The 22,876-nt window shown below is 34.7% G+C and carries 26 protein-coding genes; 1 reads left to right on the top strand and 25 read right to left on the bottom strand.

Translation table 11 applies throughout. The annotated features are described in order from the left end of the window. Window positions 1–23: 23 nt before the first annotated feature. The 20 genes from I5776_RS09160 to I5776_RS09065 form a co-directional block, all read right to left on the bottom strand. Window positions 24–911 carry a hypothetical protein gene (locus I5776_RS09160; protein WP_202780310.1) on the bottom strand — a complete coding sequence of 296 codons (888 nt, stop codon included), beginning with the start codon at window positions 909–911 and terminating at the stop codon, window positions 24–26. A gap of 77 nt (window positions 912–988) precedes the next feature. Then, complete coding sequence (gene aroA, locus I5776_RS09155) at window positions 989–2,281, bottom strand: 3-phosphoshikimate 1-carboxyvinyltransferase (protein ID WP_202780309.1); 1,293 nt, start codon at window positions 2,279–2,281, stop codon at window positions 989–991. Between the two features lie 36 nt (window positions 2,282–2,317). Further along, complete coding sequence (locus tag I5776_RS09150; RefSeq protein ID WP_202780308.1) at window positions 2,318–3,421, bottom strand: prephenate dehydrogenase; 1,104 nt, start codon at window positions 3,419–3,421, stop codon at window positions 2,318–2,320. Window positions 3,422–3,445: 24 nt separating this feature from the next. After that, window positions 3,446–4,558, bottom strand: a complete 1,113-nt coding sequence (gene hisC / locus I5776_RS09145) for a histidinol-phosphate transaminase (RefSeq protein ID WP_202780307.1) — start codon at window positions 4,556–4,558, stop codon at window positions 3,446–3,448. Window positions 4,559–4,571: 13 nt separating this feature from the next. Further along, complete coding sequence (aroH, locus tag I5776_RS09140) at window positions 4,572–4,937, bottom strand: chorismate mutase (protein WP_202780306.1); 366 nt, start codon at window positions 4,935–4,937, stop codon at window positions 4,572–4,574. Window positions 4,938–4,953: 16 nt separating this feature from the next. Continuing rightward, window positions 4,954–6,012, bottom strand: coding sequence for a 3-dehydroquinate synthase (gene aroB / locus I5776_RS09135; RefSeq protein ID WP_202780749.1), 1,059 nt, complete (start codon window positions 6,010–6,012; stop codon window positions 4,954–4,956). Window position 6,013: 1 nt separating this feature from the next. Next, window positions 6,014–7,186 (bottom strand): chorismate synthase, encoded by a 1,173-nt coding sequence (gene aroC / locus I5776_RS09130; RefSeq protein ID WP_202780305.1) that lies wholly within the window; start codon window positions 7,184–7,186, stop codon window positions 6,014–6,016. Window positions 7,187–7,340: 154 nt separating this feature from the next. Further along, entirely contained in the window at window positions 7,341–8,114 is a 774-nt protein-coding gene (locus tag I5776_RS09125) for a CheR family methyltransferase (RefSeq protein ID WP_202780304.1), read from the bottom strand. Between the two features lie 126 nt (window positions 8,115–8,240). Beyond that, window positions 8,241–8,687: a nucleoside-diphosphate kinase gene (gene ndk / locus I5776_RS09120; RefSeq protein WP_202780303.1), complete on the bottom strand. Its 447-nt coding sequence runs from the start codon at window positions 8,685–8,687 to the stop codon at window positions 8,241–8,243. Between the two features lie 103 nt (window positions 8,688–8,790). Further along, window positions 8,791–9,753 (bottom strand): heptaprenyl diphosphate synthase component II, encoded by a 963-nt coding sequence (gene hepT / locus I5776_RS09115; RefSeq protein ID WP_202780302.1) that lies wholly within the window; start codon window positions 9,751–9,753, stop codon window positions 8,791–8,793. Between the two features lie 16 nt (window positions 9,754–9,769). Beyond that, complete coding sequence (locus I5776_RS09110) at window positions 9,770–10,477, bottom strand: demethylmenaquinone methyltransferase (RefSeq protein WP_202780301.1); 708 nt, start codon at window positions 10,475–10,477, stop codon at window positions 9,770–9,772. Window positions 10,478–10,508: 31 nt separating this feature from the next. After that, window positions 10,509–11,327 (bottom strand): heptaprenyl diphosphate synthase component 1, encoded by an 819-nt coding sequence (locus I5776_RS09105; protein WP_246483959.1) that lies wholly within the window; start codon window positions 11,325–11,327, stop codon window positions 10,509–10,511. A 90-nt stretch (window positions 11,328–11,417) separates the two neighbouring features. Then, the gene (gene folE / locus I5776_RS09100) at window positions 11,418–11,984 is read right to left on the bottom strand and encodes a GTP cyclohydrolase I FolE (protein WP_202780300.1); all 567 of its coding nucleotides are present in this window, start codon (window positions 11,982–11,984) and stop codon (window positions 11,418–11,420) included. A gap of 207 nt (window positions 11,985–12,191) precedes the next feature. Next, window positions 12,192–12,464 carry an HU family DNA-binding protein gene (locus I5776_RS09095; protein ID WP_066228667.1) on the bottom strand — a complete coding sequence of 91 codons (273 nt, stop codon included), beginning with the start codon at window positions 12,462–12,464 and terminating at the stop codon, window positions 12,192–12,194. Between the two features lie 248 nt (window positions 12,465–12,712). After that, a complete protein-coding gene (gene spoIVA, locus I5776_RS09090; protein ID WP_202780299.1) occupies window positions 12,713–14,191 on the bottom strand; it encodes a stage IV sporulation protein A in 1,479 nt (492 codons plus the stop codon). Window positions 14,192–14,443: 252 nt separating this feature from the next. Beyond that, the gene (locus I5776_RS09085) at window positions 14,444–15,151 is read right to left on the bottom strand and encodes a hypothetical protein (protein ID WP_202780298.1); all 708 of its coding nucleotides are present in this window, start codon (window positions 15,149–15,151) and stop codon (window positions 14,444–14,446) included. 35 nt (window positions 15,152–15,186) lie between these two features. Beyond that, window positions 15,187–15,390, bottom strand: a complete 204-nt coding sequence (locus I5776_RS09080; protein ID WP_202780297.1) for a DUF2768 domain-containing protein — start codon at window positions 15,388–15,390, stop codon at window positions 15,187–15,189. A gap of 288 nt (window positions 15,391–15,678) precedes the next feature. Further along, a complete protein-coding gene (locus I5776_RS09075) occupies window positions 15,679–16,719 on the bottom strand; it encodes an NAD(P)H-dependent glycerol-3-phosphate dehydrogenase (RefSeq protein WP_202780296.1) in 1,041 nt (346 codons plus the stop codon). A 57-nt stretch (window positions 16,720–16,776) separates the two neighbouring features. Continuing rightward, window positions 16,777–18,087: a ribosome biogenesis GTPase Der gene (gene der / locus I5776_RS09070; protein WP_202780295.1), complete on the bottom strand. Its 1,311-nt coding sequence runs from the start codon at window positions 18,085–18,087 to the stop codon at window positions 16,777–16,779. Between the two features lie 151 nt (window positions 18,088–18,238). Then, complete coding sequence (locus I5776_RS09065) at window positions 18,239–18,841, bottom strand: YphA family membrane protein (protein WP_202780294.1); 603 nt, start codon at window positions 18,839–18,841, stop codon at window positions 18,239–18,241. 103 nt (window positions 18,842–18,944) lie between these two features. Between I5776_RS09065 and I5776_RS09060 the strand changes: the two genes are divergently transcribed. Continuing rightward, a complete protein-coding gene (locus I5776_RS09060; RefSeq protein ID WP_202780293.1) occupies window positions 18,945–19,079 on the top strand; it encodes a YpzI family protein in 135 nt (44 codons plus the stop codon). 99 nt (window positions 19,080–19,178) lie between these two features. On the opposite strand, the gene rpsA is transcribed toward I5776_RS09060, so the two are convergent. From rpsA to I5776_RS09035, 5 genes are all read right to left on the bottom strand, one after another. Beyond that, entirely contained in the window at window positions 19,179–20,318 is a 1,140-nt protein-coding gene (gene rpsA / locus I5776_RS09055) for a 30S ribosomal protein S1 (RefSeq protein ID WP_202780292.1), read from the bottom strand. A 188-nt stretch (window positions 20,319–20,506) separates the two neighbouring features. Beyond that, on the bottom strand, window positions 20,507–21,091 hold the full coding sequence (locus I5776_RS09050; RefSeq protein ID WP_202780291.1) for a lysophospholipid acyltransferase family protein: 585 nt from the start codon (window positions 21,089–21,091) through the stop codon (window positions 20,507–20,509). Next, window positions 21,088–21,768 (bottom strand): (d)CMP kinase, encoded by a 681-nt coding sequence (cmk, locus tag I5776_RS09045; protein ID WP_202780290.1) that lies wholly within the window; start codon window positions 21,766–21,768, stop codon window positions 21,088–21,090. The genes I5776_RS09050 and cmk overlap by 4 nt, the downstream gene beginning before the upstream one ends. A 95-nt stretch (window positions 21,769–21,863) precedes the next feature. Continuing rightward, on the bottom strand, window positions 21,864–22,067 hold the full coding sequence (locus tag I5776_RS09040; RefSeq protein ID WP_202780289.1) for a YpfB family protein: 204 nt from the start codon (window positions 22,065–22,067) through the stop codon (window positions 21,864–21,866). Between the two features lie 87 nt (window positions 22,068–22,154). Further along, entirely contained in the window at window positions 22,155–22,805 is a 651-nt protein-coding gene (locus I5776_RS09035; protein ID WP_202780288.1) for a flagellar brake protein, read from the bottom strand. Between the last annotated feature and the right edge of the window lie 71 nt (window positions 22,806–22,876).

The following is a 22,876-nucleotide window of genomic DNA, read 5'->3' as shown; positions in this document are numbered from 1 at the left end:
CCTTTCTAAAGCCAATAAAATATTTATACAAAAAGAGAAGTTCTATTTATAATTATTTCTTCCCCACATCCTGGCCGGAATACTACTACATTTTCGGATGTAATGACACGACCCTTGTGTACCATTATGGCTAATCTATCATTATCATAATGAATCCCCTTTTGTTCAGCAACTATCTTGTTTTTAAAATATAGATTATAGTTTATTTCTCCACCAATATGCAAATCTCCTCTTTTCGGATATAGACCAAATTTCTTCAAATTTTTCACAGTTATTGGCGTTTTTTCTTGAATTTCATCAACTAATCTAGGGATTTTTTCATCATTTAATACTTCATTCCAAACTTTTATAATTGCTTTCCGCTTTGCCTCTTTATTGGACAAGACCGCTGGAATTAAAATTGGGTTATATGGAAACATCGCTTCCCGAATCCACCCCCATGGAATTTTAGAGATTGATGATTCATCTTCCATTTCTACTAAGATTATTGCTATTTTTTCCTTTTTACATTTTCGTATTAAACTTTGTGATAGAGTTTTTATCGGAAGCCGTAATGCTAAAACGTAATCAACAGGACTATTTAGTAGTGATATCCTTTTTTTGTGAAGTTCTTGATCAAATTGATATTCGTAGTGAATGGAAAAGGGAGTAATAATTGTATGGCATCCCTTTAATAGATAATTTTTTTTGGAGTATTGTTTTAACAACTGAAAGTTTTCACTGGGGAGATGAGAATCAAACATAACATGAGTTGGAGTCATAATAAAAGATGAAACATCCATTTTCAAGATTGGTGTTTTAAAGATAGCAGGTTTAATTGAATGTATTGCATTGTTTTTAATATAGAAGGAGTTGGTCTTTATACATTCTTCTTCTTCAGAATAAACATTTGCCCTATCAATAATATACATATTTTCCCCTCCATCGAAACGGTATATAGACAAGCTATGCACCAAAGAAGGGGAAAATGACATTGAAATATCTGTAATTACTTATTTGTTAGTAGTTGATTTAAATCTTCAAAAAATGTTGGATAGGAAACGTTTATAGCGTCTGTACCTTCAAGGTGGACGGCATCTTTTGAAATTAATGAGGCAATACTCAGCATCATTCCTATTCGATGGTCACCATGGCTATGAACATGTCCCCCATGTAGCTGGACTTTGCCCTTAATTATCATTCCATCGTTTGTCGCTTCGATATCTGCACCCAAAGTTTTCAACTCTTTTACAACCGTATCGATACGATTCGTTTCTTTCACTTTTAATTCTTCAGCATTTTTAATGATGGTTGTTCCTTCTGCCTGTGTCGCAAGAAGAGCAATAATTGGCAATTCATCTATTAAGCGCGGGATTAAGTCCCCGCCAATCTCTATCCCTTTTAACTGTGAAGTTTTAACTGTGATATCTCCTACCGGTTCCGTTTGGTCATTATTTTCATGGATATGAATATCTGCACCCATTTCTTTAAGGACTTCAATGACACCAATTCTTGTTGGGTTTAGACCTACATTTTCCAGAACTACGTTACTATTCTCGATTAATGCTGCTGCAACCATAAAAAACGCTGCGGAAGAAATATCTCCAGGAACATTTATTTTCGCGCCATGGAGCTTTTGTTTCCCTGTAATTTTAATCACATGTTGTTCGATGTTAATTTTACCGCCGAATTGTTTAATCATTCTCTCTGTGTGATCACGCGTCGAAACTGGTTCTATTATGGTCGTTTCACCATCAATTTGTAATGCAGCCAACAACAGGGCTGATTTTACTTGAGCGCTAGCTACAGGCATCTCGTATTTTATCGGATTTAATTGACCCCCAACAATCGATAAAGGAGTATAATTACCATGATTTCTCCCTTGAATAATTGCCCCCATTTCTTGAAGGGGAAGTGTTACTCTATGCATAGGTCTTTTGGCAATTGATTCATCACCAATTATAACTGTGTGGAATGGCCTTCCCGCTAATAAGCCAAGAATAAGACGTGTCGTAGTTCCTGAATTTCCAACATCCAATATGTCGACAGGCTCTTTTAAGCCATCAAATCCGTTTCCATATATTTTAATCTCATCGATTGACTCTTCTATTTTCACACCTAATTTCCGAAAGCATTCGATTGTACTTCGACAGTCTGCACCTTGTAAAAAGTTTCTAACTATTGTGATCCCATTTGCAATCGCACCAAACATAATGGCACGATGTGAGATTGATTTATCTCCCGGAACTTTGATTGCTCCTTTTAATCCTATATTTGCTGGATGAAGCTCAACTATATTCATTTTATATTCATCACCCTTATTTCATTCATTTTAAGCCTATTGTATAAATAATTCATACGAAGTTCGATTTTCCAAACATTTTTTTGCATTTTCGCGATCTTCTGCATTTTGAAAACTGATTCTCAGGACACCATAAATATCTTCACGCATTTCTAAGATCCTAATATTTGTAATACTAATTCTTTCTTCTGCTAAATAGCCTGTTATTTCAGAAATTATACCCGGATAGTCAGGTACATCAACATACAAATCATAAAATGAATGTAAAACACCTTTCGTATGGACAGGTAATTCGTCCCGATAGGTTTTCGCCTGAACAAAAAACTGAAAAATCTTTTCATAATCATCTTGTTCTATAATACTGCGAATATTTTCCATATCTTGATTCCACTCAGTTAATAAACTTAATAACACCTGTTTATTTCTAATTGTAATATCCGCCCACATACTTGGATTGGACGAGGCAATTCTCGTAATGTCTCGAAATCCACCTGCCGCAAGCCTTGATAGCAAAGGATATTCAGCTTGATATGAACGCGCCTGACCTACGAGTGAGGCAGCAATGATATGTGGAAAGTGACTTAAAATTCCTGTCATTTTATCATGTTCATCTGCTGACAATTCCAAAAACTTCGCATTTGTACCATTAAGTAATTGTTTTAAATCGTTTATTCTTTCATTCGATATTTTTGAAACAGAGGATAGAATGTAAAATGCATTTTCAAATAAATGCTCTCTTGCAGCTGTGACGCCACTTTTATGGGAACCAGCCATCGGATGACCGCCAATGAAGCAAATCCCTTTTTCTGTTAGGATAGCTGCTTTATTTATTATTGATTTTTTTGTACTAGCTGTATCGGTTACAATCACATTTTCTTTTAATTGAAAATGCGAGATTCGTTCAATCATTTTTTCTGTTTCTACAACAGGAATAGATATGATAATAAAATCAGCATTTTCCGCACCATGTTGTAAACTGTTTTCTTCGTGATCAATAACTTTAAGGATTTTCGCTTGGTGTGTTATGTTAGGATCAACATCATACCCGATAATTTTCACATCGGGATACGATTTTTTAATTGATAAGGCAATAGATCCTCCAATTAGTCCTAAACCTATAATAAATATATTTCCTTGCAAAACGTCTCCCCCTGGATGTTTATATTAAATATTTTTAGCTTTTAATGCCTGTTTTTCTAGAAATGCCTCCATCGAGGTCATTACACCGCTATTTTGTTCACTCGTACCGATTGTTACACGAATTGATGTAGGAAATCCTAATTGCTTCCCTGACCGGACGATGTAACCCGTTGATAGTAAAAATGTAAAAACTTCGTCGCTATCGCACTGAAAATCAATTAAAATAAAATTCCCTTGAGATGGATAGTAGTGTAAATTATTTTTTTTGCAAAAGGCATAAAATCGTTCCATTTCTTTTTTATTCAATGTAGCGCATTTTGCAACAAACTCTTGATCTTTTAATGCCTCCATCGCGACCTTTTGGGCCAGAACATTCGTATTGAATGGTTGGCGAACGGGTTCTAACGTGCTGATAATTTCTTCCGATGCTATTCCATAACCCACTCGAAAGCTTGCAAGACCATAGATTTTTGAAAATGTTCTCGTAACGATTAAATTCTGATAATTGTCAAGAAGGGATAAAGCATCATAATAATCATCTGCATCAACATATTCATAATACGCTTCATCGAGGACAACTAATATATCCTTTGGTACTTGTTGGAGAAATTTCATCAATTTATCATTGGTGATATATGTACCTGTTGGATTATTGGGACTGCATAGCCAAACAATAGCTGTTTGATCGTCCAATGCCTTTAACATGTTATCAAGATCATGATTACCATCTATTAATGGAATTTCTCGTACTTCGGCACCTTCCAATATTGCATTATGTTTATATTGAGAAAAAGTAGGGTATGCCATAACTGTATTTTTTCCCGGCTCAAGTAGAGCCTTTGAAATAATTTGCAATAATTCATCTGTACCATTCGAGAAGATTAGCTGGGTGGGTCTAACACCAAGGAATTTAGCCGCTTCTTCACGCAAATTAGTAGCATATCCATCAGGATAGTAAGAAAACGTTGATGATGAATCTTCGTCCAGAATTTTTTTTACTTTGTTAGAAAATCCATACGGATTTTCATTAGAAGCCAATTTAAATATTTCTTTAAGATTGTACATCTTTTTCACTTCATCAATGGATTTACCTGGCTGATAAGCATGTAAATTAACGATTTGATTTTTCCATTTCATTATGTCCACCTACCTATTTTTTTGAAAGATCTGGCCGTAGAATCTGTGTGTTTTTTAAATATACATGGTTAATCTCATGTTGTTTCTTTTCGGTGTTAATATGCATCATGATACGAATGCAGCGTGGTAAGCCCCCATCTACATTGATTTCCTTCATACACATTACCGGTACATATGTCCAAGATGGGAATCTTCGTAATGCTTTTGCTGGAAAAGTAGCATCAATATCATCTGTTACTGATATGAAAACAGAAGCAACATTTGTTGCTTCCAAATCATTTTGTTCTATCATTTCTTGCACTAATGTTTCCGTGGCATCAATTATTTCCTTTTCCTTATTTTCGGAAACAGTCGTTGCTCCTCTAACCCCGCGAATCATACTACTCCCCCTCTTGTTACTCGGATAATTTGTAAAAGGTATCCTCCAAAAGGCTTTTTTCAACTTCCATCATCATTGGTTTACCGATTTCCTTCAGTAGGACAAATGCCGGCTTTCCTGATGTAGACTTTTTATCTCTCTTCATTAATTCATATAATGTGTCAAATTCCATGTATGAAGGAATTCTCCATTTATATCCCAATTTTTCTATCCACTGAATAAAAGACTGGATATCAAATGTTAATCCTAAGATATTATTGCTCAATATTAAAGCATATACCATTCCACACATGACTGATTCTCCATGCGTAAGCTTACCAAAATCTGCTTTTGCTTCTATTGCATGTCCCAATGTATGTCCAAAGTTCAGATATGCTCTAATTCCTGTTTCTTTTTCATCTTTGCTTACAAATGCGGATTTGATTTCAATTCCCTTTTTTAAATAATTTGATAGCTGAATATTATTTAAATGATTTAAAGATGATAAATTCTCCATTAATTCTTGCAAAAAAATTGGATCCGCGATTAAACCATGCTTTATCACTTCAGCAAAGCCACTTCTAACTTGTCTTTCCGGTAGACTATGTAAAAAATTCGTATCGTATATTACCATCTCAGGCTGATAAAATGCTCCAACCATGTTTTTACCGAGTGAATGATTGATTGCCACTTTTCCGCCGACCGCACTATCATGAGCTAAAATGGTCGTTGGAATCTGAATAAACGGTATCCCACGCATATAAGTAGCTGCTACAAATCCCGCAAGATCTCCAACTGCCCCTCCACCGAAAGCAAGAATAACAGATTTTCGATCCAGGCCATGTTTTAATGCAAAGGATAGGCAGTCTTCATATATTTGAAATGTTTTTGCTTTCTCGCCACTAGGAGTGGTATAAACTATCAGCTCGGGAAATTGTTCGATAATTTTCCCAATATGCAACTCACTGACTGTTTCATCCGTAATTATCATGACTTTAGTATATTCTGCTAGACTATTGGATAAAAGATGTATTATATCAGGACCAATATAAACCGAATAGTTTTTTGATGCTGTACAAATGTCTACTTTTTCCATTTTAAAATGACCTGCCATTAATCTTTTCTTGCTCAATCAATTCTTTTAATGTACTAAAACGATCACTATAGTATTGGTTAACTATTGCATCTGCTACTTCCCAAGCAACGACTGCTTCCGCTACAACGCTTGCGGCTGGAACTGCACAGCTATCAGATCGTTCGATACTTGCAGTAAACGATTCCTTCGAATCAATATCCACACTTTGCAAAGGTTTATATAAAGTAGGAATTGGTTTCATAACCCCCCGGACAACTATAGGCATTCCGGTTGTCATGCCACCTTCAAACCCGCCTAAACGGTTTGTTTTTCTTTCATAGCCTGTTTCTTTATTCCATATAATCTCATCATGTACTTGGCTGCCCGGCTTTCTTGCCATTTCAAATCCCAGGCCGAATTCTACACCTTTGAATGCATTAATACTGACGATGGCACTTGCAATTTTCGCATCAAGTTTACGATCATAATGAACATAACTACCGATTCCTGAAGGTACTCCTTCAACGATAACCTCCACTATACCGCCAATGGAATCCCCATCTTTTTTAGCTTGATCAATTGCTTCCATCATTTTAACTTCAGCTTTCTCATCGTAGCAGCGCACCGGCGATTTCTCGGTTTTTTCTTTTAATTCTTGTAAAGAAGTATATTCAGCGGGATTCGCACGAATTCCACCAATCTCTAAAACATGTCCAGCTACTTCAATACCTAATAATGTTAAAAGCTTTTTAGCCACCGCTCCGGCAGCAACTCTTACAGTAGTTTCTCTCGCCGAGGATCTTTCCAAGACATTTCGCATGTCACGATGACCATATTTCATACCTCCAACTAAATCTGCATGCCCTGGTCTCGGACGGGTTACTTTTCTTTTAATTTCATCTGCTTGTCCTTCCTCTAATGGAGCTATTCCCATAATCTTCGTCCAGTGTTTCCAATCGTTATTCTCCACGGCAATCGTTAGCGGAGAACCAAGAGTATATCCATGACGGACACCACTAACAATATTGGCACGGTCTGTTTCAATTTGCATTCTTCTTCCCCGGCCGTGACCTTTTTGTCTTCGGGCAAGTTCGTAATTAATATCTTCAGCTACGAGTGGCATACCTGCTGGCAAGCCTTCAATAATTGTTGTGAGCTGCGGGCCATGTGATTCACCCGATGTTAAATACCTCATAATGTTCCTCCTTTTAGCACTTTAAAGGATTTATGTACCACTATAACATAACTTACAAAAGAGATAAACTATAAAATTTTGAATCTTTGCGAAAATGACATATGATCAAAAGTCATATACAATTGAATTTTTTACGTATTTATCTTAATACCACTTATAATTTCTTATAAAAAAAAGTATCTTCAATTGTAAAATGATATGATTGCGGATTAAAGATTTGTTCAGTACTTCCTACAAATAAAGTTCCACCAGTTCGAAGTGCGGAATTAAATTTATGATAAAGTAGATCTTTAGCTTCTTCAGTAAAATAAATTAAAACATTTCTGCATACGATTAAATCAAAATTCGATTCAAAAGAATCAGCAAGTAAATTGTGCTGTTTAAAAGACACCGTTTTTTTTATCTCGTCCGATACACGAAAAAATGTTCCTTCCGCAGTAAAATACTTTTTCTTTATTTCGATGGGAACCTCATTTAATGATCTTTCAGGGTAGATTCCGATTTTTGCTTTTTCTATTGCGTTAATGTCTAAATCAGTAGCCAAAATAGAAATATTCGATAAAGGTAAATACTTAGATAGTACCATCGCTATTGTATAAGGTTCCTCACCGGTTGAAGAAGCAGCAGACCATATTTTTAATGGTTTCTTCTCGGATAATAAACGTGGGAATATTTTATTTTCTAAAACGTCCCATCTTTGTTTATTACGATAAAATTCAGATACGTTTATAGTCATTCTGTCTAGAAATTCATGTAAAATTTCAGGATTTGTATTCATCGATTGAAAGTATTCCTGAAATGAAGTGTACCCTTTTTTTTCATACAATGATGTTAACCGTCTCTTCATTTGTGCCTCTTTATATAAAGACAAATCAATATTTGTTTTTCTTTTTACTTGGATGATAAATTCTTTGTAATCAATACTCATTGTCTAATCTCCCATGAAAAAGTCATTTTTACTTAAGTATATTGAATATTTTATTAAAGTGAAATGATATTTTTTATTTTTGTTGCTATAAAAAAAAGATCGGCATTTAATGCCGATCTTTTCAAATTAATAAATCCAGTTATTTATTAATTTTGTGTATTCAACGAGTTCTTCTTCTTTAAAGAAAAGACCAATTTCTCTTTCCGCACTTTCAGGTGAATCTGAACCATGAATAATATTTTTCCCTACTGTTACTCCAAAATCACCACGAACTGTCCCTGGAGCAGCATCTTTAGGATTTGTAGAACCCATCATTTGACGTGCAGTTGCAATTACATTTTCGCCTTGCCAAACCATTGCAAATACTGGACTTGAAGTGATGAAATCTACTAACTCACCGAAGAAAGGGCGCTCTTTATGTTCACCATAATGTTGTTCAGCTAATTCTTTAGAAACACTCATCAATTTTGCTCCAACAAGATGAAAACCTTTTTTCTCGAAACGTGAAACGATTTCACCGATTAATTCTCTTTGCACTCCATCAGGTTTTACCATTAAAAAAGTCTTTTCCATAGTTATGCCTCCTACACTGTATCTCAACTGGACTTATGTATCCTCGAAAATAGTATCATTAAATATGAGTTTTAGCAATAAGAAAACGCTTCAATTATTTGTTTTAAAACTTTCGTTTCCCTATAAAATTAGCAACATCAATAAGAGAATTTCTAAAACGATTACTTGGAAGCTTTTCCAGTATAGCCATTGCCTTCTTTAAATATCTTTGACTCATTTCATATGACTTATCTATGGCACCTGATTCTTTGATTTTAGAAATAACATATTTCATGTCATTTTTAGTGGTACTTTCATTGACCTTTTCGATCATCTCTGCAATTTCGTGATTCTGCATTGCATACAACACAGGTAAAGTAATATTTCCCTGAAGCAAATCACCACCGGCAGGTTTTCCAAGTTCTTTTTCTGATGCAGTAAAATCTAATATATCATCAGTAATTTGATAAGACATACCAACATAATAACCGAACATATATAATTTTTTATGTAATTCCTCATCAGTACCAGCAGCAATTGCTCCTAATTGGCAACTAGCAGCGATCAAAATTGCCGTCTTTCTCTTAATTCGACGAAGATAATCTCTTAGATTTTGATTAAAACGATATTTATCTTGTATTTGTTTAATTTCCCCAATACATACTTCTACCATTGTATCTGCCAAAATTCGATGGGCGGCTGGGTTATTTATCTTTGTCATATATTCAAGGGAACAAGCTAAAATATAATCACCTGCGTACATTGCGGTACGGTTATCCCATGTAGCTTTGACAGTTGGCTTCCCGCGTCGTAATTCTGCATCATCAATTACATCATCATGCACTAATGAAGCCATATGAATAAGTTCTAAAGAAACTGCGACATTTTTAATCCTTTCAATATCATAGTTTCCAAATTTAGCTGATAGGAGAACAAATACAGGGCGAATTCTTTTTCCACCAGCTTGAATCAAATTCAAAGATGCATTTTGTAATAAAGCCGATTCAGATTGTATCGCAGTGATAAGTTCTTTTTCAATAATATCGATATCCGTTTTTAAAAACGAATACAATCTTTGTAATTTCATATTATTTCCACCCAGCTTATCTTTTCTCTTTATAGCCTATATGCGATGCTGCCGCACCTCCACTATATGACTTATATTGAATGTTTTTAAATCCGGCGCGTTCAAACAAAATCGCAAGCTCTTTCATTCCCGGAAAATCTCTTGCTGACTCTTGCAACCAGGAATATTCTTTATAACTTTTGGCAAACAACTTACCCATAATGGGCATTATGAAACGAAAATAGAAATTAAACAGTTGACGATATCCTAATAATGTAGGATGTGACGTTTCTAGGCAGACAGCTATTCCACCAGGCTTAAGGACACGATTCATTTCTTTTAGTACATGTAAATAATCAGGTACATTTCTTAAACCAAACCCGATTGTTACATAATCAAATGTATCGTCATCAAATGGAAGTTCCATTGCATTACCATGAATAATTTCAACCTGTTTCAAACCTAATGTTTGAACTTTTTCATCTGCAATTTTAAGCATATTCTTGCTAAAATCTAATCCCACAACTTTTCCATCCGGTCCTACTGAATCTGCTAATGCTATTGTCCAGTCTCCCGTTCCACAACAAACATCTAATGCTTTTTTTCCTTTTCCAACAGCCATTTTATTCATTGTATCTTTTCGCCATTTAAGATGTTGTTGAAAACTAATTACAGAATTCATTTTATCATAATTGTCATATATGGACTCAAAGACATGATGTACACGTTCTTCTTTTGATTGCACCTGACTCTCCCTCTTCCAAAAATAGTTTCATTTAGCTTCCTGATTCCTGATTAAGGAGTATTGTTATCCTCTGATCCATTAGTTCATTAAGTTTAACCTGTTCCTTCGCATTCAAAATAGTATCTTTTGTTTGCTTTATGTATTTTTGACATGTCTGAATTAAGACATTCTTATTATCATTCGAAAGCTGATGAAAAGAATCTTGATCCGCAGGGAAAATAAACTTCTTTAATGCTTCAAAAAAGAAGGAGGCTTTGCCTTCTAAAGCTTTTTCTTTTTCCCTTAATAGTTTATTTAACAAAAGTATTTCTTCGCTTAATAGCGACAAATCATTAAATCCAAAAAATCGGATAAATTTTGATACGATTGTTGATTCAGTTTTCTTTAATGTATGAATATAATCTTTAAGGCTATTGTCTTCCATTCGATACAATATTATTTTATATTCATTGACAAGTTTAATGCCATTAGCCAAAGAACTTATTAGCGGAACATTTTCTACCTCTGCTAATAGTTTATAATATAATCCGCTATAATAATCCCCCGCAAGAACTGTTAGTTGCTGTTTTTTTAACGACTCGTTCGTATTATTTACTTTATCATGGGTATCAAGGGCAATTTGAATGAGCATAGCCGTTGTTACATAGCGCTCAATACTTGCAACAGGTAGTTTTAGTGCAGTTAAGCTTTCAATAAGAATCATAATACGATCCTCATCAATGTACGGCTTATCTATGTACTGCATTAAATAATTTTGTGATATTTTTTGTTGAATATTTTCTTTGATTGAAGCAACTTGTTGCATCCTTTCTTGCAAGTTCATTTCCCTTAATCCCCATTTCTTCCTCAATTTCTGACAATATTTAATTTACTTTTCTACAACGATTCACATAAAATTAATTATAACATATAAAGTTTATTTTCTGTGAGATTTGACTAATTAAGATTTAATTAATGTCAAAATTTCCGAGCGAGCATATTGATCGGTTTCAAAAGAACCGCGAACCGCTGTTGTTATTGTTTTTGAACCGGGTTTTTTCACACCTCTCATCGTCATGCACATTTGCTCAGCCTCTATAACTACCATTACACCATGTGGATCTAGTTTTTCATTAATAGCATCTGCTACAGTAGAGGTAATACGTTCCTGTAATTGTGGGCGTTTGGCAACTGTTTCGATTGCGCGGGCAAGCCTACTTAGACCGGTAACTTTTCCGTTTCGTGGTAAATAAGCGATATGGGCTTTTCCAAAGAAAGGTACGAGATGATGTTCACAAATTGAATAAAATGGGATGTCCTTAACTAAAACAAGTTCCTCATAATTTTCACTAAATACAAGTTCAAATAACTCCTTTGGATCTTGATTAATTCCACTAAATATTTCTTCATACATATTTGCTACTCGTTTTGGTGTGTCTAGTAACCCTTCTCTATTTGGATCTTCTCCAACTGCTTCTATAATGAGCCGGATTGCTTCTTCAATTTGTCCGCGGTTTATCTCTCCCATGATGTACCTCCTGCAATGTAAATCGTATTACATAATAACTTCTTAATATTAGCACACGGGGAAGAACACGGCAAAATACAAATCGTAAAACATTTTACATAGTAAAATTCTCCAAAAACTACTTTGTTGAACTTGCCCTATAAATAGAAAAAAAGGGCTAATATAATCAGCCCTTTCTTTCACGCTCAAAGCGAGACGTATGTACTATTATTTTACAGCATCTTTAAGCGCTTTACCTGGTTTGAATGCAGGAACTTTGCTAGCAGCGATTTCAATTTCTTCACCAGTTTGTGGATTACGTCCTTTACGAGCAGCACGTTCACGCACTTCAAAGTTACCAAATCCAATTAATTGGACTTTATCACCATTTGCTAATGCATTTTGAATTGATTCGAAAATTGCATCAACCGCTTTAGTTGCATCCTTTTTAGAAAGTTCTGTGCTTTCAGCAACAGCATTAATTAGTTCTGTTTTGTTCATGCCGTTCACCTCCTCCGCGAAAAATTAAAAACATTTTGTTTTTGTTTATTTACATTAGTAAACATTTTATCCGGTTTATACATGTAAACCGTTAAAAACCTTAGAGAATGTTACTGAAATAGCATCAACAACAATTCTGATAAAAGATTATCACAATAAAATCACCTTAGCAAGAATAAATCGCGAAATAATGGGAAACTTTTCTTAAAAACGACAAAATGTCAGGCATTTTGCCTGACATTTTGCTATTAAAGGATAATGGCAATCAATCCGCCCGATCCCTCGTTAATTATTCTTTCTAATGTTTCTTTAAGCTTATAGCGTGCATTCTCCGGCATTAGGGATAGTTTAGCCTGAATTCCTTCACGTACAATTGAACTTAAATTTCGCCCAAAAATATCGGAATTCCAGATTGAAAGCGGATTATCTTCAAAGTCTTGCATTAAATAACGAACAAGTTCTTCACTTTGTTTTTCCGTCCCAATTATTGGGGAAAACTCTGATTCAACATCCACTTTAATCATATGAATTGAAGGAGCAACTGCCTTTAATCTAACACCGAATCTTGAACCTTGACGAATAATCTCAGGCTCATCCAAGCTCATATCTCCTAAGGTTGGTGAAGCAATTCCATAACCTGTTTGTTTTACCATTTTCAAAGCATCAGCAATTTGGTCGTACTCTCTTTTAGCATGTGAAAAATCCTGCATTAATTCGAGTAAATGGTCTTTTCCGCGAATTTCAACACCAACAATTTCTTTTAGCACTTGATCATACAATTCATCCGGTGCATAAAGATCTATTTCTGCTACCCCTTGCCCCATCTCAATTCCTGCTAATCCGGCATCATGAATAAATTCATACTCGCTAAATTGTTGGACAACTCGATCTACATCTCTTAGCCTTTTAATATCTTTAACTGTTTCTTTAACTGCTTCTTGATAGTTTTCACGCAACCAATGATTCTCTGTTAAAACCATTACCCAACTTGGTAGATTCACATTTACTTCTAGTACTGGGAATTCGTATAACGCTTCGCGCAGTACATTCAACACATCACCTTCACGCATACTCTCAACCGACATTGCTACTACCGGAATGTCGTATTTTTCGGCTAGTGAACTACGTAAGGACTCTGTTTCGGGATGATGGGGCCGAGCCGAATTGATAACCATTATAAATGGTTTTCCAACCTCTTTTAATTCCTCAATAACTCTTTCTTCCGCTTCAACATAATCGTGCCTTGGAATTTCTCCAATTGATCCATCTGTAGTAATAACCACACCAATGACCGAATGCTCTTGTATAACTTTTCTTGTTCCAATTTCTGCAGCTTCATGAAAAGAAATTGGTTCTTCATACCATGGCGTATGGATCATACGGGGGCCATTTTCATCCTCATATCCTTTAGCACCTGGTACAGTGTAACCTACACAATCCACAAGACGAATATTAACATCTAAACCGTCACCTACATGGACAGAAACAGCTTGATTTGGCACAAACTTCGGTTCTGTAGTCATGATGGTTCTTCCAGCAGCACTTTGAGGTAATTCATCTTGTGCACGATTTCTATCTGCTTCACTCGCAATATTCGGTAATACCACTAATTCCATAAATTTCTTAATAAATGTCGATTTTCCAGTACGTACAGCTCCAACTACGCCTAAATAAATGTCGCCGCCTGTTCTCTCAGCGATATCTTTAAAAATATCAACCTTTTCCAAGAGATTCCCTCCCCACATTAAGTTACCGGGTACATCTTTAAAAATGATTTGGACACTATATGTGTATGATGTTGTCCTATTCTCTTATGACAATAAAGTGATGAATTATCAACTTTTTTTCTATCATTTTTGGCCATGTTAACTTATTCTTCGAGTATAAGAGGGTAATTCCCATATCAACATAAAATAATAACAAAGCCATAAAAATAAAACCCTTCCTCTACAATATATTTTGTAAAGAAAGGGTTATGACTACTTTGTCAAAAAAATAGGTTCATTTTTTTTATTTACTGTATAAGGCAAAGAGTATGCAGGTACAAACTGCGAATTTTTCGTTAATATAGGTCGAATATCTTCTCCACGTTTCACTCTAGCTTTATTATTTTTTAAAGCATGATATAAATCACTGCTGTAATCCACAAAAATCTCACCCTTCGTCGTTATCACAAACGGAAGATTATTGTTGGTATAAGGTGAAATAGCGTACGGTTCCTCTTTATAACCAATTTTTTTATAATTAATTGTATAAACATTATTTGCAAGCTGATCTTTAAACGGAGGATATCCTTGAGCATCTATTCGCATATGTATTTCTCTTATTTTCTCAGCAATTCGTAAATCAAATATTTTCACTTTCGGCTTGTCTTCCACGTCTATTAAAACATATTGAAAAACACCGCCATTTTCATAGGAATTGCCGGGAGCATCAGATATATATTGTGGGATCATCTTTTTAAACTCTATTGGATACTTTTCATAAATAGGCGTATGTTGATCTTTTGTTTTAATGGGGAGTATGCCATCATTTTCCTTTTGAAATTTATCAACAGCTTTTTGGACTTCCTCAATTTGACTTTCATACGGAACTTGATTTTTTGCTAATTTCTCTTGCGGATATAAACATCCACTTAATAGTGCAATAGATGATAAAACTAGAAATAGAAGTGTAAATCTCTTCAAAATACTATTTCAATCCTTTCCGAGAGGGATAATTTTTAATTTCCTGTTGGTCCGGTAAAAACAACAAATACCATGATAATGCCCCCAACAATTAAACATAAGTAAGCAAATAATGCAGTAATCACTTTTAAAAATTTCATTTTCATTTTGTATCTACTAAAATATATGGCAACCATTGCAATAGCCAATAAACCCATCCCAGCGATGGATATCCACATTTTCAGCATCGATTCAGACATACATATTTCCACCTTTTCGAAAAATTTGGTGCGTGCTTCGTATTTTTGAATAATTTTATACAAACTACGGAACATATTATAACATATTCCTTACTTATCGCTAACATAGAATGTTGTCCGAAAAGCGACATGAGCCAAAAGACAAAAAAAACTGAGGTAAGTGGCGTTAACCTTACCTCAGTAAAATAATAGACAGATACCCATTCCACTAGTTTAAAGCTTTTACTTCATGGCATTTTATGCAATTTCGTACAGTTTTGCATCGTCGAATGCCTAAAAAGAAAATAATTAATCATTTAGTAAATTCGTTAAATCTTCGTTTTCATGCGTTTTTAATCTTCCCATTAGGTTATCAACTGCTTCTTTTGGATTGAACTCATTAAATAATACACTGTACAATGCATTTGTAATTGGCATTTGCACATCATATTTATCAGCCAACTGGTGGGCAGCTTTGGTTGTCCTTACTCCTTCAACAACCATTCCCATATTTTCCAGCACCTCATTAAGTTTCATTCCTTTTCCAAGCATATTTCCGGCTCTCCAATTTCTGGAGTGTACACTTGTACATGTAACAATTAAATCGCCAATGCCAGAAAGGCCTAAAAACGTTAACGGTTTAGCACCCATTTTCGTTCCTAAACGGGCTATCTCTGCCAATCCTCTAGTAATCAAAGCAGCTTTGGCATTATCGCCGTAACCAAGACCATCGGAAATTCCTGCAGCTAATGCAATAATGTTTTTCAACGCCCCGCCAATTTCGACACCAATAATATCTGAATTAGTATACACGCGAAAATTTTGATTCATAAATAAATCTTGTACAAGTTTAGCAGCTTCGTCGTTTTGCGAGGAAACCGTTACGGTTGTTGGATGTCTTAAACTTACTTCCTCTGCGTGACTCGGTCCGGATAAAACAACAATATCTTTCAGAAGATCTTTGGGCATTTCTTCCTTAATCATTTCTGATATTCTTAATAAGGTATCAGGTTCAATCCCTTTACTAACATGGATAATTGTGACTGGTTTTGTTTGAAATTCGACGATTTTTCCAAGCACTTCACGTATGGCCTTGGTTGGAACAGCGAGTACAATATTGTTTATTTCCTCCATCGCCGTCTCTAAAGAATCAAATCCAATAATAGATTCTGATAATTGAATACCAGGCAAATATTTATTATTTGTGTGGGTATGATTAATCTCCTCGATTTGCTCTTTCTTATGACCCCATAAGTGAACTTGGTGTTCATTATCTGCTAACACAATTGCAAGCGCTGTTCCCCAGCTACCTGCACCTATAACTGCAATTTTTTCTTTTTCACAAGTCATTTTTATCACCTAATTATCTATTAATATGTAGCTTTTGGTCCAAGCGACGCGTTTTACTTATTTTCTCCGACGACAAATAATTTTTAACGGTGTACCTTCAAAATCAAACGCATCACGGATTCGATTTTCTAAAAATCTCTCATAAGAAAAATGCATTAATTCTGGTTCATTAACAAAAACAACAAATGTTGGTGGCTTAATGGCAACTTGTGTTGCATAGTAAATTCTTAATCTTTTCCCTTTATCTGTTGGTGTAGGATTCATCGCTACAGCATCCATAATCACTTCATTCAAAATACTTGATTGAACACGCATCGCATGGTTTTCACTAACTGTTTGAATAACAGGAATTAATGTTTGGACCCTTTTTTTTGTTTTAGCAGATAAAAATACGATTGGTGCGTAGGATAAAAAGAGAAAATGTTCACGAATATTTTCTTCAAATTTCTTCATCGTTTTTTCATCTTTTTCTACTGCGTCCCATTTATTCACAACAATGACTACTGCTCTGCCAGCTTCATGCGCATAGCCAGCAATACGCTTATCCTGTTCTCTTATTCCCTCTTCACCATTTATTACAACACAAACAACGTCAGACCTTTCAATTGCTCGTAGCGCACGAAGAACACTGTATTTTTCGGTACTCTCATATACCTTTCCTTTTTTTCGCATCCCAGCTGTATCAATAATTACATATTCTTGATCATCAAACGTATACATTGAATCAATAGCATCCCGAGTCGTTCCTTCAACATCACTTACAATTACACGCTCTTCTCCTAGTATAGCGTTTACAAGTGATGATTTTCCAACATTAGGACGCCCAATAAAACTAAATTTAATGGTATCTTCATCATATTCTGTATCCTCTGACTTAGGGAAGTGTTTGGCCACTTCATCTAAAAGATCTCCTAAACCTATACCGTGTGCTCCCGAAATAGGAAATGGTTCGCCAAATCCAAGGGAATAGAAATCATAAATCTGATCTCTCATTTCAGGATTATCAATTTTGTTAATTCCTAAAACGACTGGTTTTTTTGATTTATACAAAATTTTTGCAACTACTTCATCAGCCGAAGTAATCCCTTCTCTTCCGCTAGCGATAAAAATAATAACGTCCGCTTCATCAATAGCAATCTCCGCTTGACTGCGAATTTGTTCTAGAAATGGTTCATCTCCAATATCAATACCACCCGTATCAATAATATTAAAATCATGGGTTAACCACTCAGCTGAACTATAAATTCGATCTCTAGTAACTCCAGGTACATCTTCAACGATAGAAATACGTTCACCGACAATACGATTAAAAATTGTTGACTTTCCTACATTCGGACGACCTACAATCGCGACAACTGGTTTTGTCACCGTAATCACCCTTTCATATATATTTTCTTCCATCTCATTCGTATTTTGTGCATTAAAAAAAGATGTTGCAAAAGACTAACCTAGATAGTTTATCAATAATATGTATGACAAGCAATAAATAGATTGGAAGAGAGAGGCTAAAAAATGAAGATTAACCTTGCTTTTCTCTTTCAATATTACTTTTCGAAGAGATATTCGAAAGTACATAATTAACAAATGTCCAAGTTAGACTAATGCCTAAAAATATTGTAAAAATATCTAAATAATCAGAGCTGCCTATTGTATAAGGAAAGTTCCATTTTTTTAAAATTAGCGAATAGATTGCCTCCCCCTGCAAAGTTCCTGCTGTTGTACAAATAATTTGCGAATATAATGATTGTGAAAACAGTAGTTTTGACAATAGGAAAAGGAATCCAGCAAGTAATAATCGACGATCAAAGAACATCCAAACAGGATCATATAATTCCAGCAATAATACTCCACAAAAACCCGACATCATAATGAGAATAGATACGCCCATATACATTTTCTTCACAAATGAAAGTATTGAAAAATAATAAAAGCAAATTCCTAACATCACAAGTGATGGCAATTGAATAGTCATTGTAAACAAGTTGATGGTATAGGGAAAAAGAATTAATAAAAGCAATGATAGAACAGCTAACCGCGATCTTATATTATTTTGTTTACTCATGATAAATGTTGAGATAATCCAGACACTCCAAAGAAAAATAAGATAATAAAAACCACTCACAACAACACCTCCTTCATTCTCATTATGGGAAAATAAAAAAAGTTCTAACCATGAATAGTTATTTTTTCTGTAGAAATCCTAATTAATGAGGAGGTGTTTTGCAATGGGAAAAGATCGCCAAGAAAAAAAATTGAAGGCAAGTCATCGAGTAGAGTCAGATAGAGACCAAGCACTACACTATAACGGATCAACAAAGCTTGAAGGACCAGAAGAAGCCAGAAAAAACCAAAGAGGGTAAGATAAATTGTGAGAGGCAAGTTCATTCCCGACAAGCATGCCTTGTTATACGTAATCAAAAATAAAAAAACTCTCATTTGAGAGTTTTTTTATTTCACAATTACTTTTTCAATTCCTTTAATTTTTCGCCAATTACTTCTCCCAATTGAAAGCCTTTTGCTTCCTCTGGAAGTTCATAATCGATGACTTCTTCCGTATTACGCTCTTCAAGATCTTTAATGCTAAGTGACAAGCGATTTTCCGCGGAATTCACTTCCAAAACCTTCACTTGCACTTCTTGACCTTCTTTTAATACTTCATGCGGTGTATTAATATGCTTATGGGAAATTTGTGAAATATGAACTAATCCTTCAACACCTGGTAGAACTTCAACAAATGCTCCGAATGAAACTAGTCTTTTCACTTTACCTGTAAAGACAGCCCCTTTAGGTGCTTTCTCTTCAATGTTTGCCCATGGTCCAGGTTGTGTTTCTTTAATTGATAAAGAAATTCGTTCATTATCATGATCAACAGAAAGAACTTTTACTTTAACTGTTTGACCCTCTTCAATAACATCTGACGGTTTATCAACATGCTCGTGGGATAATTGAGAAATATGAACAAGTCCGTCAACACCGCCAATATCTACGAAAGCTCCAAAATCTGTAATTCTCTGAACAACTCCTTCAAGTATTTGTCCAGCTTGGATATGATTTAAAGCCTGTTTCTTTTTCTCTAATTTTTCTGTTTCTACAACTGCACGATGGGAGAGTATAATTCGATTTTTTTCTCGATCTAATTCGACAATTTTAAATGACAATGTTTTGCCCTTATAATCCTCAAAGTCTTCAACATAATAATCCTCAACAAGTGACGCCGGAACAAAACCTCTAATTCCCAAATCAACTACTAGGCCACCTTTAACCACATCGCTAATAACAGCGTCAAACACAACATTATTTTCAAAACGTTGTTTCAATTCGTCCCACGCCAATTCCGCGTCAACTTTACGTTTTGAAACAACAAGAGCTTCCTCTTCTACCTTTGTTACAACGAGATCAAGGACATCACCAACACCTACAACGTCGGATGCTTTTTCAATATGAAGGCTTGATAATTCACTGATTGGGATAATACCATCTATTTTACTACCTTCAATGGCAACAAGAACTTGCTTTTCCTCAACCTTTGTAACAGTTCCTTTTACTTTATCATTTTCTGAAAAGGTCCTTACTTCTACTTGATTCATCTCATCTGTCATATGTACTCCTCCTTAATCTAAATACCGAAAGCTGATGCTACTTGTGTTCTCGAGTTCTTTTCTCATTTTCTATGAAACTCGAATAAATACTTCCATTTAGCTTCCGCACTTTTCTAATTTCTTATAATTCAAAATATAATCCTTCTATAAACTTCTAACAAATGCTACATTTTGTCAAGTAAATAGACTTAGCAACGATGAGTTTCTATTAACTTTTTAAGCTGATCCATTATAACAGCAGTAACTTCACTTGCACTTGCTTTTTTTTCACGCAGTTCTTTCATATCAATCGGTTTTCCGTATACAACCTTAAGCTTTTTAAATGGCTTATAAGGACCGATAATTGCACATGGGACAACCGCCGCTTCTGATCTTAGGGCAAAAAAACCTGCACCTGAAAGCCCTTCCCCAAGTTCTCCGTTCTTACTTCGCTTGCCTTCCGGAAATAAACCTAAAACCTGATCATCTTTAAGCACCTTTAAACCTTTTCTTAAAGCTTCCCTATCGTTCATTCCCCTTTTTACAGGGAAAACATTTAAGTGTATCATTAATGTCTTAATTACAGGTGTTTTAAACAATTCCTCTTTCCCCATAAAAATAACCGGTCTTGGAGCTGTAATACCAACAACGGGTGGGTCAAGATTATCGATATGATTAGGACATAAAAGAACCCCTCCACTTTTAGGAAAGTTCTCTAATCCTATTATCTGAATTCGAAACAGAGGTTTAAAAATCCTCCAAACAACGGCTTTTGCAAAAGAATAAAATGTCACGCTAATTCGATCCTTTCATTAGCAAGGTTCATTATTTTATTTACAACATCATCGATAGATAACGATGTAGTATCGATAATTATCGCATCTTCCGCTTTTTTCAAAGGTGCAACTTCACGTTCTGTATCCAGCTTATCTCGCTGTTCAATTTCCTTTTTTAATTGAGCAAGATCTGATGTATAACCTTTTGAAATATTTTCGTTATGGCGCCTTACCGCACGTTCTTCTACACTCGCTAGTAAAAAGATTTTTAATTCCGCATCAGGTATAACATGTGTTCCAATATCTCTTCCATCCATTACGACGGCGCCATCTTTTGCAAATGCTTGTTGACGTTTTACCATATCTTCCCGCACTAAACGATGCTTCGAAACATTCGATACATTGTTTGTTACATGGGCTTGACGGATTTTATTTGTTACATCAATTCCATCTACGAATACAAGTTGTCCATTTACACCTGGTTTAAGTTCAATCGAAGTCGCATGCAGAAGGTCTGCTAATGCTTCTTCATTATTTGTATCCACTTCATTTTCAATTGCCTTAAGCGTTAGTGATCGATACATAGCTCCTGTATCTATGTATATAAACGACAAGTTTTCTGCCACAATTTTGGCAACTGTACTTTTTCCGGCAGCTGCAGGACCATCAATTGCAATTCTAATTTTTTTGTTCATTTCATTTCACCCTACTCTAATTAAATTACCTTTATTTCACTATATCTTTTTTATTTTAACATATATTATATAAAGAAAGAAAAGAAGACAGAAAATTATCTGCCTTCATTAAAAGAATCCTTTAAGTGACCCCACGTTTCTACAATTGGAGTTTCATTGATTTTACTTACTCCTTCATAGAAGGTAATTTTCTGTATGTCTTGGAAGTAACGAGAATTATGTAAAAACACTTGGATAATTAATAAAAAAATAAAATGAATGACAATTAATTTAATAAACCATCGTTCAATTGTTTTCAAAGATTTCTACTCTCCCAACAACAAATATCCGTAATTTGTCTTTCATTATTGGGTTTATGAAAACATTTTATACCAAGTTACTATAATTTAGTTTTTTAATAATCCTTTTTTTCGTAACTCTAGCTGTTTTTCGAAACAAAATCGGAATAATAGCTGTTTATCTTTTTCTTGAATATCAGTAAATTCTATTGAAGCAATACTTTTTTCTTCTTCATTAATTCGTATGATTTTAAAATTCGTTTGAATATAGTGATATTCCCCTGACTGCATCGGAAGAACTAGTAGCATGTTACCTATATCATTTTGAACGAGCTTTATATGTTTAGGTAATATTACCGCGCATCCTCCTGCACTAACATCCTCAGTAATTGTCGTAAAATGACAATCAGATTGTTTACAATTTACCGATATGTCAACAGCAGAATTCACTCGTACAAATTGTCGTCGTTGTATTTTCTGAAATGTTTCCTCAGGTGGGAATTGTAAAAGAATTAATGGTATATTTTTTTTTACTTTTCCTATTACTTGTGTTCGAAATTGATATGCCACATTGTTTTCAGTGATGAAAACTGCATTTAGTTGTATTGAATTTAAAAGAAAAGCAGTACGGTTTGTAGTTATGCTAATGGGATAATCAATGTAAATTTTATCCTCATCAATATCCGCTACTTTACATTTATATTTCTCGCCATCTTCTTCTAATGATTCAAGAGTAAGGACCATTCCTACATTTAACATGACATTGCAATCCTTCCTAAGCAAAATTAACTTTATATTTATTATGACATGACTATTTAAACTTTTCTAGA

This window comes from Heyndrickxia vini (assembly GCF_016772275.1).
Classification (GTDB): domain Bacteria; phylum Bacillota; class Bacilli; order Bacillales; family Bacillaceae_C; genus Heyndrickxia; species Heyndrickxia vini.
Note: the sequence above shows the minus strand (reverse complement) of the source record. Positions and strands in the feature narration are given on the sequence as shown.

Coding starts and splice junctions, on each gene's coding strand:
- hepT (WP_202780302.1), bottom strand. CDS start 9,753: ATGAAATTACAAAGATTGTATTCGTTTTTAAAAACGGATATCGATATT.
- aroC (WP_202780305.1), bottom strand. CDS start 7,186: ATGAGGTATTTAACATCGGGTGAATCACATGGCCCGCAGCTCACAACA.
- I5776_RS09095 (WP_066228667.1), bottom strand. CDS start 12,464: ATGAACAAAACAGAACTAATTAATGCTGTTGCTGAAAGCACAGAACTT.
- rpsA (WP_202780292.1), bottom strand. CDS start 20,318: ATGACAGATGAGATGAATCAAGTAGAAGTAAGGACCTTTTCAGAAAAT.
- I5776_RS09035 (WP_202780288.1), bottom strand. CDS start 22,805: ATGTTAAATGTAGGAATGGTCCTTACTCTTGAATCATTAGAAGAAGAT.
- aroA (WP_202780309.1), bottom strand. CDS start 2,281: ATGAATATAGTTGAGCTTCATCCAGCAAATATAGGATTAAAAGGAGCA.
- folE (WP_202780300.1), bottom strand. CDS start 11,984: ATGGGAGAGATAAACCGCGGACAAATTGAAGAAGCAATCCGGCTCATT.
- aroH (WP_202780306.1), bottom strand. CDS start 4,937: ATGATTCGCGGGGTTAGAGGAGCAACGACTGTTTCCGAAAATAAGGAA.
- I5776_RS09160 (WP_202780310.1), bottom strand. CDS start 911: ATGTATATTATTGATAGGGCAAATGTTTATTCTGAAGAAGAAGAATGT.
- I5776_RS09080 (WP_202780297.1), bottom strand. CDS start 15,390: ATGTCTGAATCGATGCTGAAAATGTGGATATCCATCGCTGGGATGGGT.
- hisC (WP_202780307.1), bottom strand. CDS start 4,558: ATGAAATGGAAAAATCAAATCGTTAATTTACATGCTTATCAGCCAGGT.
- I5776_RS09060 (WP_202780293.1), top strand. CDS start 18,945: ATGGGAAAAGATCGCCAAGAAAAAAAATTGAAGGCAAGTCATCGAGTA.
- aroB (WP_202780749.1), bottom strand. CDS start 6,012: ATGGAAAAAGTAGACATTTGTACAGCATCAAAAAACTATTCGGTTTAT.
- ndk (WP_202780303.1), bottom strand. CDS start 8,687: ATGGAAAAGACTTTTTTAATGGTAAAACCTGATGGAGTGCAAAGAGAA.
- I5776_RS09125 (WP_202780304.1), bottom strand. CDS start 8,114: ATGAGTATTGATTACAAAGAATTTATCATCCAAGTAAAAAGAAAAACA.
- I5776_RS09075 (WP_202780296.1), bottom strand. CDS start 16,719: ATGACTTGTGAAAAAGAAAAAATTGCAGTTATAGGTGCAGGTAGCTGG.
- cmk (WP_202780290.1), bottom strand. CDS start 21,768: ATGAACAAAAAAATTAGAATTGCAATTGATGGTCCTGCAGCTGCCGGA.